Origin of the sequence: Flavobacterium sp. FlaQc-48, from assembly GCF_044007335.1 — a bacterium.
Taxonomy (GTDB): domain Bacteria; phylum Bacteroidota; class Bacteroidia; order Flavobacteriales; family Flavobacteriaceae; genus Flavobacterium.
Genome location: NZ_JBIPCR010000029.1, coordinates 19,640 through 31,845 on the forward strand (window position 1 = coordinate 19,640; position 12,206 = coordinate 31,845).

General features: G+C 34.3%; 13 protein-coding genes. 12 read left to right on the forward strand and 1 reads right to left on the reverse strand.

From position 1 onward, the window contains the following. The first annotated feature begins 7 nt into the window (after positions 1 to 7). The 6 genes from ACHRWY_RS26790 to ACHRWY_RS26815 all read left to right on the forward strand — a co-directional run bounded on the left by ACHRWY_RS26790 (position 8) and on the right by ACHRWY_RS26815 (position 3,141). Positions 8 to 340: a hypothetical protein gene (locus ACHRWY_RS26790; RefSeq protein WP_395358957.1), complete on the forward strand. Its 333-nt coding sequence runs from the start codon at positions 8 to 10 to the stop codon at positions 338 to 340. Positions 341 to 342: 2 nt separating this feature from the next. Next, positions 343 to 690 (forward strand): hypothetical protein, encoded by a 348-nt coding sequence (locus ACHRWY_RS26795; protein WP_395358959.1) that lies wholly within the window; start codon positions 343 to 345, stop codon positions 688 to 690. Positions 691 to 708: 18 nt separating this feature from the next. Beyond that, the gene (locus ACHRWY_RS26800) at positions 709 to 1,095 is read left to right on the forward strand and encodes a hypothetical protein (RefSeq protein WP_395358961.1); all 387 of its coding nucleotides are present in this window, start codon (positions 709 to 711) and stop codon (positions 1,093 to 1,095) included. A gap of 72 nt (positions 1,096 to 1,167) precedes the next feature. Then, entirely contained in the window at positions 1,168 to 2,073 is a 906-nt protein-coding gene (locus ACHRWY_RS26805; protein ID WP_395358963.1) for a TIGR01777 family oxidoreductase, read from the forward strand. Positions 2,074 to 2,218: 145 nt separating this feature from the next. Continuing rightward, positions 2,219 to 2,674 (forward strand): cell division protein, encoded by a 456-nt coding sequence (locus ACHRWY_RS26810; protein WP_395358965.1) that lies wholly within the window; start codon positions 2,219 to 2,221, stop codon positions 2,672 to 2,674. Between the two features lie 68 nt (positions 2,675 to 2,742). Beyond that, positions 2,743 to 3,141 carry a DUF1090 family protein gene (locus ACHRWY_RS26815; RefSeq protein WP_395358966.1) on the forward strand — a complete coding sequence of 133 codons (399 nt, stop codon included), beginning with the start codon at positions 2,743 to 2,745 and terminating at the stop codon, positions 3,139 to 3,141. Between the two features lie 312 nt (positions 3,142 to 3,453). Here ACHRWY_RS26815 and ACHRWY_RS26820 read toward each other — a convergent pair whose 3' ends face one another. Continuing rightward, complete coding sequence (locus ACHRWY_RS26820) at positions 3,454 to 4,260, reverse strand: hypothetical protein (protein WP_395358968.1); 807 nt, start codon at positions 4,258 to 4,260, stop codon at positions 3,454 to 3,456. Between the two features lie 219 nt (positions 4,261 to 4,479). Here ACHRWY_RS26820 and gcvP point away from each other — a divergent pair, with 219 nt between their 5' ends. The 6 genes from gcvP (at position 4,480) to ACHRWY_RS26850 (ending at position 12,150) form a co-directional block, all read left to right on the forward strand. After that, a complete protein-coding gene (gcvP, locus tag ACHRWY_RS26825; RefSeq protein WP_395358970.1) occupies positions 4,480 to 7,329 on the forward strand; it encodes an aminomethyl-transferring glycine dehydrogenase in 2,850 nt (949 codons plus the stop codon). Positions 7,330 to 7,889: 560 nt separating this feature from the next. Beyond that, positions 7,890 to 8,948 carry a 3-oxoacyl-ACP synthase III family protein gene (locus ACHRWY_RS26830; protein ID WP_395358972.1) on the forward strand — a complete coding sequence of 353 codons (1,059 nt, stop codon included), beginning with the start codon at positions 7,890 to 7,892 and terminating at the stop codon, positions 8,946 to 8,948. A gap of 140 nt (positions 8,949 to 9,088) precedes the next feature. Further along, positions 9,089 to 9,616 (forward strand): methyltransferase, encoded by a 528-nt coding sequence (locus ACHRWY_RS26835; protein ID WP_395358974.1) that lies wholly within the window; start codon positions 9,089 to 9,091, stop codon positions 9,614 to 9,616. A 97-nt stretch (positions 9,617 to 9,713) separates the two neighbouring features. Continuing rightward, positions 9,714 to 10,562, forward strand: coding sequence for a glycosyltransferase (locus ACHRWY_RS26840; RefSeq protein WP_395358976.1), 849 nt, complete (start codon positions 9,714 to 9,716; stop codon positions 10,560 to 10,562). 80 nt (positions 10,563 to 10,642) lie between these two features. Then, positions 10,643 to 11,389 carry an ABC transporter permease gene (locus ACHRWY_RS26845; RefSeq protein ID WP_055091648.1) on the forward strand — a complete coding sequence of 249 codons (747 nt, stop codon included), beginning with the start codon at positions 10,643 to 10,645 and terminating at the stop codon, positions 11,387 to 11,389. Next, positions 11,389 to 12,150, forward strand: a complete 762-nt coding sequence (locus ACHRWY_RS26850; RefSeq protein ID WP_395358979.1) for an ABC transporter ATP-binding protein — start codon at positions 11,389 to 11,391, stop codon at positions 12,148 to 12,150. The genes ACHRWY_RS26845 and ACHRWY_RS26850 overlap by 1 nt, the downstream gene beginning before the upstream one ends. The last annotated feature ends 56 nt before the right edge of the window (positions 12,151 to 12,206 follow it).

A 12,206-nucleotide genomic window follows, 5' to 3' on the forward strand; every position in this document is an offset into this window, starting at 1 on the left:
TAAACCTATGAAAACTATAAAACAAACCAATTTATTTGCTCTTGCTCTTCCTTTTACAATTTTATTAAGCTATCCGTTTTTAAAAGAAGGCGCACTTATATTTAGTTTATTGTCAACGATGGTAACCGGCTTTTTACAATTTTGTATAGGAGTAAGAATGTTAACTGAAAATCCTGGTGACAAAAGTCTGCAGAAATATATGGCAGGAGTAGTTATATTTTTTGCTTTATGGTATATCAACAGTCAAATAGAGTATAGCAAAACATTATTTCATATAATTTTTTCAATTCCGCTAGTACTTGCAATTTACCTTACTGTAATCATTTATAAAAAACCATAATCATGAATTTCAACATCATAGGGTATTTTATTTATCTCAGCATTACGATTTTCATCATTCTAAAAGTTGGAAAAATCTGCTACAAAAACGGCAATATTTATGTAGCAGAACTGATTCCTAATCATACTGATATTTGTCAAAAAATTAATCAGGTCCTACTTTTAGGATATTATCTCTTAAACATTGGTTATTGTGCCATGACCTTAATTTCCTGGCAGAAGATCCTATCCTCAACTCAGCTTATAGAAACGATCGGGATAAAAACAGCTGTAATTATTTTTATAATCTCCGTTTTGCATTACCTCAACATTATAATTATAACCAAATACATTCATAAATTAATTAAATAACACTTAAATTCAAATATCATGGAAACTACAAAAATCTTAATCGGTTACGGCATTTATTTACCAGTTGCATTATTGCTAACGTATTACGTTTCTAAAACACTTTTTAAAAACGGAAAAATCTTTATGCTGGACATTTTTAAAGGCAGAGAAGATATTGCCGAAGCAACCAACAGACTTTTTGAAACCGGATTTTATCTTTTAAATATTGGTTTTGCTTTAATGATTTTACAATTACAATTAAACAATAACAGCTATCAGGAATTAATTGAAAGACTGAGTTACAAAATTGGAGGATTTTCTATTTATCTTGGCATTATGTTATTCTTCAATTTATATTTCTTTTTTAGAGGAAAAAGAAAAGCCAAAGAAGCTCAGGAAGAAGAACGATTGGTTTTTAAAGCATAATACTCAACACCAAACCTAACAGGTTTTAAAAACCTGTTAGGTTTCAATAGCCACAAATCAAAACATACCACTATGAAACTCGTAATCGCAGCCGGAACAGGATTTTTAGGACAGGTTCTAATTAATCATTTCAAAAATAAATTTGAAGAAATTGTAATTCTGACCCGAGGAAAATCTCAAACCATTGACGGAATAAAATATGTAAACTGGAATGCAAAAACTTTTTCTGGTTGGGAAAATGAACTGGAAAATGCGAATGTTCTAATAAATCTCGCAGGGAAATCAGTTGATTGCCGTTATACCCAAGAAAACAAAAAACAGATTTTATTATCTCGAATTGAAAGCACAAAAGTTTTAAATAAAGCCGTTTTGAATTGTAAAAATCCGCCGAAACACTGGCTGAATTCATCGACGTCAACGATTTATCGTTTTTCATTAGACAAACAAATGGATGAAGTTCACGGAGAAATCGGAAATGATTTTTCTATAAATGTCGCTTTATCGTGGGAAAAAGCATTCTTTAAAACAGAAACTCCCAACACCTTAAAAACGGCTTTGCGAACTTCAATTGTTTTAGGAAAAGATGGTGGTGCTTTTATTCCGCTTAAGACTTTGGCAAAAATAGGTTTTGGAGGAAAACAGGGAAAAGGAAATCAATTTATCAGTTGGATTCATGAAGAAGATTTTGCCCATGCAGTTGATTTTATCATTCAAAAAGAAATTACCGGAGTTATCAATATTGTTTCTCCTGAACCTATTCATAATGATGATTTCATGAAGAAGCTTCGAAAAGCAGTTGGTTTTCCTTTCGGAATTCCAATGAGTACCTTTTTTCTCGAAATTGGATCTTTCTTTATTCGAACAGAAACCGAATTGGTTTTGAAAAGCAGAAATGTGATTCCAAAAAGGCTTTTGGAAAATGGATTTGAATTTAAGTTTGGAGATATTGATGATACTTTTAAAAATTTATTACACTAAAACTACGCGTATTTTTGTCATCCCGAGGAACGAGGGATCACACACGAAACTCGACAAAGAATGATCGATATGCTTTGTCGAGCTTCTTACGGAGATTTCTCCTTCGTCGAAATGATAAGATTGCGTAAAAACATAACGTAAATACATGACCACAATCAATCTCACAACCAAAATAAAAGCCCCAAAACAGATCGTCTTCGATGCTTCAAGAAATATCGATCTTCACCTGCAATCTGCCAGCAAATCAAACGAAAAAGCAATTACCGGAATAACATCCGGATTGATAAATTTAAACGAAACAGTAACCTGGCGCGGTAAACATTTTGGCTTTTATCTCACACACAAAAGCCGAATCACCGCAATGAATTTCTATGATTATTTTGTGGATGAAATGGAACGCGGCAAATTTAAATCTTTCAAACATGAACATTTTTTTGAAGAACAAAATGGCATCACCATCATGAAAGATAAAATGCAATATGAAACTCCGTTTGGGATATTAGGAAAAATGTTTGATATTTTATTTTTAGAAAAACACCTTATATATTTTCTTCTGGAAAGAAATAAAGTTTTGAAAGAAGTATCAGAGAAACATAGTTGAATAACTTTCTTACTTTTATAAGTCTTAAATACATAAAAACAATTAGTTAATCATTAAAAAATAGACTTATGACTTTAAAAACTAAAATTTTATCGATAGCATTTTTTGCCGTTTCTTTTATTGGATTTTCGCAAAGCAATTGTACTACTTTAAAAGGCTGCGAAAGAAAATTATGTGAATTAAACACAAAATTAACTGCAGCTAAAAAAGCGGGAAATCAAAACCAGATCAAGGGTGTTGAAGATGCAATAGCTAAAACCAAAAAGAACTGTACCACAAAAACAGTACAAAATGACCTTGACAAAAAAGTAAAAGAAAAACAACAAAAGGTTAAGGAAAAAACAGACGATCTGAACAAAGCGATCAAAGACAACGAAAGCAAAGAAAAAATCGCCAAGAAAAGAAAGAAACTGGACGAGGCAAAAGCTGACCTGAATAAAGCATTAGCGGAGCAAAAAACGAAATAATTATTTTAGATTTTTTCTCTCGCAGATTTGCTTCGCCTATTAGCTATCGTTTGGGTAGCAGATTCGAAATTAATCTGAATAGTCTCCGGCTTTAGCTGGAGACTATTCAAAAGATGATTTATCAATTTCTTTTGAAAATAAATTTTCTCGTTTTATGGTTTGCGTGAGGGATAGAAGCGGAAAGCCCACAGCCTGACGAAGGAAGGGCGAGGACTTGCAGCGGATAGCCCGGTCCGGAGGGACACGCCCAAAACAACAAAACTATACTTTATAAAATTTTAGAAATGCCGATATTGAAAAGCATCGGTTTTTTTATAGAAATACAATCATAAGCCACCAAAAAATGGGCACGCTTTCGACCCAGAAAGAAGTATAATATTTAGATCTATTGGAGTTTGCGAATAGAATAAACAGCATTAACATGACGACCATAATAAGGTTTATAATAAGGTCATGAAAACTAAAAGACAAGATCCCAACAATCCAAAACGGAACTAAAAGTGAAAAACCTAAAATCTTAGTGCGCTTTACCCCTATGGTTTGCGGAACAGTTTTAAGATGCGGATCGTCATTGGCCAGATCTAAAATTTCGAAAACCAGAATCAGCACAAAGACCAACACAAATCGCTGAATGCATTTTATAAAAAAATTAGTTGTAAACGGAACTTCGGCATTTATATAAGGCAAAACCAACGTGGCTCCTACCCAACAGAGTGCCACAATATATATTTTTACCCCGGCCCAGTTTCGGGCATTTTTTCTGTTAGGGAAAAAGGGTAAAGTGTAAAGTGCGGTTATAGCAAAAATTCCAACAGATACTATTTGTGTAATTCGTTTGAGATGAAAAAAATAATACCCCACTAAAACGAGTGAAATTAGACTTAAAACAGCGATAATTTTCAATTGATTTCCTATCGGTTTTTGCTGCACGCGGACCAACGCATCATATTTAACAAAATTATACCCCACAATTGTTCCAAAAAAAACGAACAAGGCCATGGGTTCATTGTACTGAATATGAAACACATAAAACGTAACCCGAACCAAAGCATAACAGGATAAAGCCACATGAATACTGCTATTCAGGTAAAAATCCAATATCTGTTTTAATAGTTTCATTCTTTAAATCTAATCAATTATTAACAAATCAACTCTTTAGTTGTAAATTTCATAAAAATTGAAGTTAAAAACACCTATTAAATTATTAATAATACTTAATTTTGCGCCACAAAAAAACAACACATTTACTATAAAATGTAATAAACCTTGTGTGACACTTGATTACATCAAAGAAGATACATTGTAAATTACATGCCTTTAAAAAAATAATAGCTACAAATGAGAACAGATGCTTTTGCTTTAAGACACATTGGCCCAAGAGAAACAGATCTTCAACACATGTTACAAACCATTGGGGTTGAATCGATCGAACAACTTGTTTACGAAACCCTTCCGGATGATATTCGTTTAAAAGCACCTTTGAATTTAGATCCTGCAATGACAGAATACGAATTTGCAAATCACATTCAGGAATTAGGAAAGAAAAACAAAGTATTCAAATCCTATATTGGTTTGGGTTATCACCCGACTATCGTTCCGGCTCCAATTCAAAGAAATATCTTCGAAAATCCAGGATGGTATACGGCGTATACCCCTTATCAGGCAGAAATTGCTCAAGGTCGTCTTGAAGCCATTTTAAATTTCCAGACTACAGTTATTGAATTAACAGGAATGGAAATCGCAAATGCTTCTTTATTGGATGAAGGAACTGCTGCTGCCGAAGCTATGGCTTTGTTATTTGACGTTCGTACACGTGACCAAAAGAAAAACAATACAAACAAATTCTTCGTTTCTGAAGAAATTTTACCACAAACATTATCCATATTACAAACACGTTCAACTCCTATTGGAATTGAATTAGTTGTTGGAAACCACGAAAACTTTGATTTTTCAAATGAGTTCTTCGGAGCCATTTTACAATATCCGGGAAAATACGGTCAGGTAAACGATTACAGTGCTTTTGTTGCTAAAGCAAAAGAAAACGAAATCAAAGTAGCTTTTGCTGCTGATATTTTATCATTGGCCGCCTTAACTTCTCCGGGAGAAATGGGAGCTGCAGTAGTAGTTGGAACAACACAGCGTTTTGGTGTACCAATGGGTTATGGTGGTCCTCACGCTGCTTTTTTTGCCACTAAAGATGAATACAAACGATCTATGCCGGGTCGTATTATTGGAGTTTCTATTGATGTAAACGGAAATCGTGCTTTACGTATGGCGTTAGGAACGCGTGAGCAGCATATTAAACGTGAAAAAGCAACTTCAAATATTTGTACAGCTCAGGTTTTATTAGCAGTTATGGCCGGAATGTATGCGGTTTACCACGGACCAAAAGGATTACAATATATTGCAAACAAAGTTCACGCATCGGCGGTTACTACTGCTGAAGCTTTAAATAAATTAGGCGTTTTCCAAACCAATACAGCTTACTTTGATACTATTTTGGTAAAAGCAGATGCTCAAAAAGTAAAAGCTATTGCGGAGAAAAACGAAGTAAACTTTTATTATGTTGATGCTGATACGATTTCTATTTCATTTAACGAAACAACTTCAATTGCCGACATCAACCAGATTATTGCCATTTTTGCTGAAGCTTTAGGAAAAGAAACTTTTACTGTTGCCGAATTAGCTACTGCAAGTCAATTACCTGCTTCATTAGAAAGAACATCACCTTTCTTAACGCATGATGTATTCAACAATCATCATTCAGAAAGTCAGATCATGCGTTACATCAAAAAATTAGAACGTAAAGATTTATCGTTAAATCATTCGATGATTTCATTAGGTTCTTGCACAATGAAATTAAACGCAGCTTCAGAAATGCTGCCTTTATCAATGCCAAACTGGAACAGCATTCACCCTTTTGCACCGGTAGAACAAGCAGAAGGTTATATCACGATGCTTAAAAAATTAGAGGAACAATTAAATGTAATTACCGGATTTGCCGGAACAACATTACAGCCTAACTCTGGAGCTCAGGGAGAATATGCCGGTTTAATGGCTATCCGTGCTTACCATTTATCAAGAGGAGAAAGTCACCGTAATGTATGTTTGATTCCTTCATCTGCTCACGGAACCAATCCTGCTTCTGCAGCGATGGCCGGAATGAAAATCATTGTTACTAAAACTACTCCGGAAGGAAATATTGATGTAGAAGATTTAAGAGAAAAAGCGATTGAACACAAAGATGATTTATCTTGTTTGATGGTAACGTATCCTTCTACTCACGGAGTTTTCGAATCTTCGATTATTGAAATCACAAAATTAATCCACGACAATGGCGGATTAGTATATATGGATGGTGCAAACATGAACGCGCAAGTTGGATTAACAAATCCTGCTACAATTGGTGCTGACGTTTGTCACTTGAACTTACACAAAACATTCGCAATCCCTCACGGTGGTGGCGGACCTGGAGTTGGACCAATTTGTGTAAACGAAAAACTGGTTCCGTTTTTACCAACAAACCCAATCTTAAAAGTTGGCGGTGAACAAGCTATTACAGCTATTTCATCTGCACCTTACGGATCTGCTTTAGTATGTTTAATTTCTTACGGCTACATTACAATGATGGGTGCCGAAGGATTAAAAAGTGCTACTGAGCATGCCATTTTGAATGCTAACTATATGAAATCACGTTTCGAAGGACACTACCCAATTCTTTATACCGGAGAATGCGGAAGAGCGGCTCACGAAATGATTTTAGATTGTCGTGCGTTTAAAGAAAACGGAATTGAAGTAGGTGATATCGCGAAGCGTTTAATGGATTACGGTTTCCACGCTCCTACGGTTTCTTTCCCTGTAGCAGGAACTTTAATGATTGAACCTACTGAATCTGAAGATTTAGCAGAATTAGATCGTTTTTGTGATGCTCTTATTTCAATTAGAAAAGAAATTGAAGCTGCAACAGCCGATGACAAAAACAATGTATTGAAAAATGCACCTCACACATTGGCAATGCTAACTACAGATAGCTGGGATTTTCCATATACCAGAGAAAAAGCGGCTTACCCATTAGAATATATCGCTGAAAATAAATTCTGGCCATCAGTTCGTCGTGTAGATGATGCATACGGTGACAGAAACTTAGTTTGCAGCTGTGCTCCTATTGAAGCTTACATGGAAAACTAAGAAATAGTTTTCGAATTATATATTCAAAACCGACAGGTCTTTTAACTTGTCGGTTTTTTTGTTTCAGGTACCAACCTAACGTGAAACCTGAAACCTGAAACAAATCTACAATCAGAAATCTATAATCTAAAATAGTAGTTGGGCGTGCCAGTATTTAAAAAAGGCCTAATCAACTTTGCGCTCATGAGGCCTTTTCTTAAATACTGTCGGGCTATCCGCGCTACTTTGGTAGCCAACTCCTATCCCTCACGCACAAACGCCATTAACACAACTTCAAAATAAAGTATAAGGTTTTCTATTTTTTAACACTTTTTGAAACTTCGGTTTTATTTGTAACAAAACACAAAAAAACTTTACAATTTTTCCGAAAAAAAATAAATCAAAAAACAAAACTCAATCGTTTGAAATCTCGGTAAAACTTAAAATTCATTAGAAAATTAACAATAAATCCCACAAATAATTATTATTTGATAATTATATGCATGCATAGTATTTTTTATGATAGTTATCATGAATTTATTTATACTTTAGCACTAAATTTATTGGATAATTACTGAATAATGAAAATAAAAATAATAGGCATAGGAAGCTATATTCCAAATAAAGAAGTAAGCAATACTGACTTTGGTGATCATGTTTTTTTGAATGAAGACGGAACTCCTTTTGCTTACCCTAACGAAGTTGTAATTAAAAAATTCAAAGGTATTACCGGAATCGAAAATCGTCGTTATGCCGAAACACAACATACTGCATCTGATTTAGCCTTTTTTGCCGCTCAAAAAGCGATTGCAAATTCCGGCATTGACAGTGAAACTTTAGACTATATTATATTTGCGCATAATTTTGGCGATGTAAAATCAGGAACGCACCAAACTGATATTTTACCAAGTTTAGCGACACGTGTAAAAAACAAATTGGGCATCAAAAATCCAAAGTGTGTGGCGTACGATATTCTTTTTGGGTGTCCGGGCTGGATCGAAGGCGTTTTACAAGCCAATGCTTTTATAAAATCCGGAATGGCAAAAAGAGTTCTGGTAATTGGAGCCGAAACACTTTCAAGAGTAGTAGATGATCACGATCGCGACTCGATGATTTATTCTGATGGTGCCGGAGCCTCTATCCTGGAAGCCTCAGAAGATGAAGCCGGTTTATTATCTTATGAAAGTGCTACTTATGCTAATGATGAAGCTAACTTTTTATACTTCGGTAAATCGTACAATCCTGATTTAGATCCGGATATTAAGTACATTAAAATGTATGGGCGTAAAATTTACGAATTTGCTTTAAGTAATGTTCCATGCGCTATGAAAAGCTGCTTAGATAAAAGCGGTATTTCAATTGATCAAGTAAAGAAAATCCTGATTCATCAGGCAAATGAAAAAATGGACGAGGCTATTATCGATCGTTTTTATAAATTATACGACAAAACTGCCCCTAAAGATATTATGCCAATGAGTATTCATGATTTAGGAAACAGCAGCGTTGCCACAGTTCCTACTTTATTTGACTTGTTGATTCAGGGCAAAATCGAAAATCACGAAATCAACAAAGGCGACGTTGTTATTTTTGCTTCTGTTGGAGCAGGAATGAATGTTAATGCATTTGTTTACCGATACTAAATTAACAGTTTCAGTCGCAGATTTTAGTTTACCTTTTAAACAGACCGAAAACTTTGACTCAAAACAGAATACTAAAAAGTCCGCATTTTAAAATGCGGACTTTTTAGTATATTTGCGCCTTTGCCGTTAAAAACTATAAAATGTACGAAAAAACGTTTCCGAATAAAAGATTCAAACTTACTTTAGAATTTTTACAAAAACACATCAAAACATCTGAAACTATTCTGGATTTAGGAGTTGAAAATCCATTTTCAAAAATCATGAAAGAAGCAGGATATTCAGTAAAAAATACAACTGGTGAAGATTTAGATTTGAACCAGGATGTTTTTCAAAATGAAAAGCAGGATGTTGTAACTGCCTTCGAAATATTCGAACATTTACTAAATCCGTTTACGATTTTAAGCGAAATCAAATCAGACAAGCTTTTAATCTCAATTCCGATGCGTTTATGGTTTTCTCCGGCATATCGTTCTAAAACGGATATGTGGGACAGACATTACCACGAATTTGAAGACTGGCAGTTAGACTGGCTTTTAGAAAAAACCGGATGGAAAATCATCGACAGACAAAAATGGACCAACCCGGTAAAAAAATTCGGACTAAGGCCTTTTTTACGCAGTTTTACCAATAGATATTATATTGTTTATGCTGAAAAAGTAAAAGCATAAACAAATTCCAATATTTAAATTCTAAATTCCAATTTAACCACATTATTGGTAAAATTGGAATTTGGAATTTAAACAGACTGGATTTAATTTGAAAATTATGAAGTATTACATCGTTATTCCCGCACACAACGAGCAAGATTTAATTGGCCTGACCTTACAATCTTTGGTTTCGCAAACAGTTTTGCCTTCAAAAGTTGTTGTTGTCAATGACAATTCAACTGATAAAACAGAAGAAATTGTATTGGGATTTGCAAAGGAAAATTCGTTTATTTCTGTTGTAAACAAAACATCTGATGCGATTCACATGCCGGGAAGCAAAGTAATTCAGGCTTTTCAAAAAGGATTTGAAACACTGGATGCTGATTATGACATTATCGTAAAAATAGATGGCGATTTAATTTTTCCTCCAAATTATTTTGAAACCATTATCAACCACTTTCAGTCTGATCCAAAAATTGGAATGGCGGGAGGATTTTGCTACATCGAAAAAAACGGAGACTGGATCCTGGAAAACCTAACAGATAAAGATCATATCCGTGGTGCACTGAAAGCTTATCGAAAGGAAACTTTTCAGCAAATTGGCGGCTTAAAACCTGCTATGGGCTGGGATACAGTTGATGAATTGCTTTGTAAATATTACGGATGGAAAATAGTTACAAATGAATCTTTACATGTAAAACATCTTAAGCCAACCGGTGCAAATTATAATAAAACGGCACGTTACAAACAAGGCGAAGCTTTTTACACCTTAGGATACGGTTTCTGGATCACAGCAATTGCATCGGCCAAATTGGCAATGATGAAGAAAAAACCTTTTCTGTTTTTTGACTACATCAGAGGATTCTGGAAAGCAAAAAAAGCCAAAACACCTTTATTGGTTACACCCGAACAAGCTAAATTCATAAGAAATTATCGTTTTCAGAAAATGAAACAAAAGTTAATTTGATTGCTAAAACAACCGAAAAACCTCGTCTCATAACCCAAAACTCATAACTTCTTTTTACCTTAGCCAATATTTCTAAAACTATGATGCTAATTCGTTATATATCTCAAATAGGAAGATATTTTTTAATGCTGAAGGAAATTTTCAATAAACAGACCAAATGGCCTGTGATGAAAAAATTGATTTTTAAAGAAATCGACGATTTAATAATCGACTCTCTTGGTATCGTTTGCTTTATCTCTTTTTTTATTGGAGGAGTTGTTGCCATTCAAACGGCATTAAACTTAACTAATCCTTTAATTCCAAAATATTTAATTGGTTTTGCGACACGTCAATCTGTGATTTTGGAGTTTGCTCCTACTTTTATTTCGGTAATTATGGCCGGGAAAATGGGGTCTTACATCACTTCCAGTATTGGTACAATGCGTGTTACCGAACAAATTGACGCTTTAGAAGTTATGGGGGTTAATTCATTAAACTATCTTGTTTTTCCAAAAATAGTAGCCTTATTGATGTATCCTTTTGTTATTGGTATTAGTATGTTCCTGGGTATTTTTGGCGGATGGCTTGCTTGTGCTTATGGCGGATTTTCGACCAGTCAGGACTTTATTCAGGGTGCTCAGATGGAATTTATTCCTTTCCATATAACCTATGCCTTTATTAAAACTTTAATTTTCGCAATGTTATTGGCTACGATTCCGTCATTTCACGGATATTACATGAAAGGTGGCGCATTAGAAGTTGGTAAAGCAAGTACAGTTTCATTTGTATGGACATCTGTTTGTATCATTCTTTTTAATTATATATTAACTCAATTATTATTAGGATAATGATCGAAGTAAAAAACATAGAAAAATCGTTTGGCGACAGTAAAGTTTTAAAAGGTGTTTCGACCGTTTTTGAAACGGGAAAAACGAACCTGATTATTGGGCAAAGCGGATCCGGAAAAACTGTTTTATTAAAAACTTTATTGGGAATTCATACACCGGATTCCGGAACAATTGAATTTGACGGAAGAATTTACTCTGAATTGGAACCGGATGAAAAAAGAGAATTAAGAACAGAGATTGGAATGGTTTTTCAGGGAAGTGCTTTATTTGATTCCATGACTGTTGAAGAGAATGTTGCTTTTCCGCTAAAGATGTTTACCAATGATAATAAAGCAAAAATCAAAGAGCGTGTTGATTTTGTTTTAGAAAGAGTAAATCTGGTTGATGCACACAAAAAACTGCCTTCAGAGATCTCCGGAGGGATGCAAAAACGTGTGGCGATTGCACGTGCGATTGTAAACAATCCAAAATATTTGTTTTGTGATGAACCCAATTCAGGTTTAGATCCAAATACCTCAACGTTGATTGATAATTTAATTAAAGAAATTACAGAAGAATACAATATCACAACCGTAATCAATACGCACGATATGAACTCTGTAATGGAAATTGGCGAAAATATTGTTTTCCTGAAAAAAGGAGTAAAAGCGTGGCAGGGAACTAAAGAAGAAATATTCAGAACAGACAACAAAGATATTGTCAAATTTGTTTACTCTTCAAACCTGTTCAAAAAAGTAAGAGAAGCGTATCTGAAAGGATAAAAAACGATTAGATTATCTATATAAAAATTCCAAATTCCAACCTTAACAGATTGAAA

Bases quoted from the DNA above. Each gene is read 5' to 3' on its own strand.
- ACHRWY_RS26850 (WP_395358979.1), top strand. From the start codon at position 11,389: ATGATCGAAGTAAAAAACATAGAAAAATCGTTTGGCGACAGTAAAGTT.
- ACHRWY_RS26810 (WP_395358965.1), top strand. From the start codon at position 2,219: ATGACCACAATCAATCTCACAACCAAAATAAAAGCCCCAAAACAGATC.
- ACHRWY_RS26795 (WP_395358959.1), top strand. From the start codon at position 343: ATGAATTTCAACATCATAGGGTATTTTATTTATCTCAGCATTACGATT.
- ACHRWY_RS26790 (WP_395358957.1), top strand. From the start codon at position 8: ATGAAAACTATAAAACAAACCAATTTATTTGCTCTTGCTCTTCCTTTT.
- ACHRWY_RS26805 (WP_395358963.1), top strand. From the start codon at position 1,168: ATGAAACTCGTAATCGCAGCCGGAACAGGATTTTTAGGACAGGTTCTA.
- ACHRWY_RS26845 (WP_055091648.1), top strand. From the start codon at position 10,643: ATGATGCTAATTCGTTATATATCTCAAATAGGAAGATATTTTTTAATG.
- ACHRWY_RS26830 (WP_395358972.1), top strand. From the start codon at position 7,890: ATGAAAATAAAAATAATAGGCATAGGAAGCTATATTCCAAATAAAGAA.
- ACHRWY_RS26815 (WP_395358966.1), top strand. From the start codon at position 2,743: ATGACTTTAAAAACTAAAATTTTATCGATAGCATTTTTTGCCGTTTCT.
- ACHRWY_RS26835 (WP_395358974.1), top strand. From the start codon at position 9,089: ATGTACGAAAAAACGTTTCCGAATAAAAGATTCAAACTTACTTTAGAA.
- ACHRWY_RS26840 (WP_395358976.1), top strand. From the start codon at position 9,714: ATGAAGTATTACATCGTTATTCCCGCACACAACGAGCAAGATTTAATT.
- gcvP (WP_395358970.1), top strand. From the start codon at position 4,480: ATGAGAACAGATGCTTTTGCTTTAAGACACATTGGCCCAAGAGAAACA.
- ACHRWY_RS26820 (WP_395358968.1), bottom strand. From the start codon at position 4,260: ATGAAACTATTAAAACAGATATTGGATTTTTACCTGAATAGCAGTATT.
- ACHRWY_RS26800 (WP_395358961.1), top strand. From the start codon at position 709: ATGGAAACTACAAAAATCTTAATCGGTTACGGCATTTATTTACCAGTT.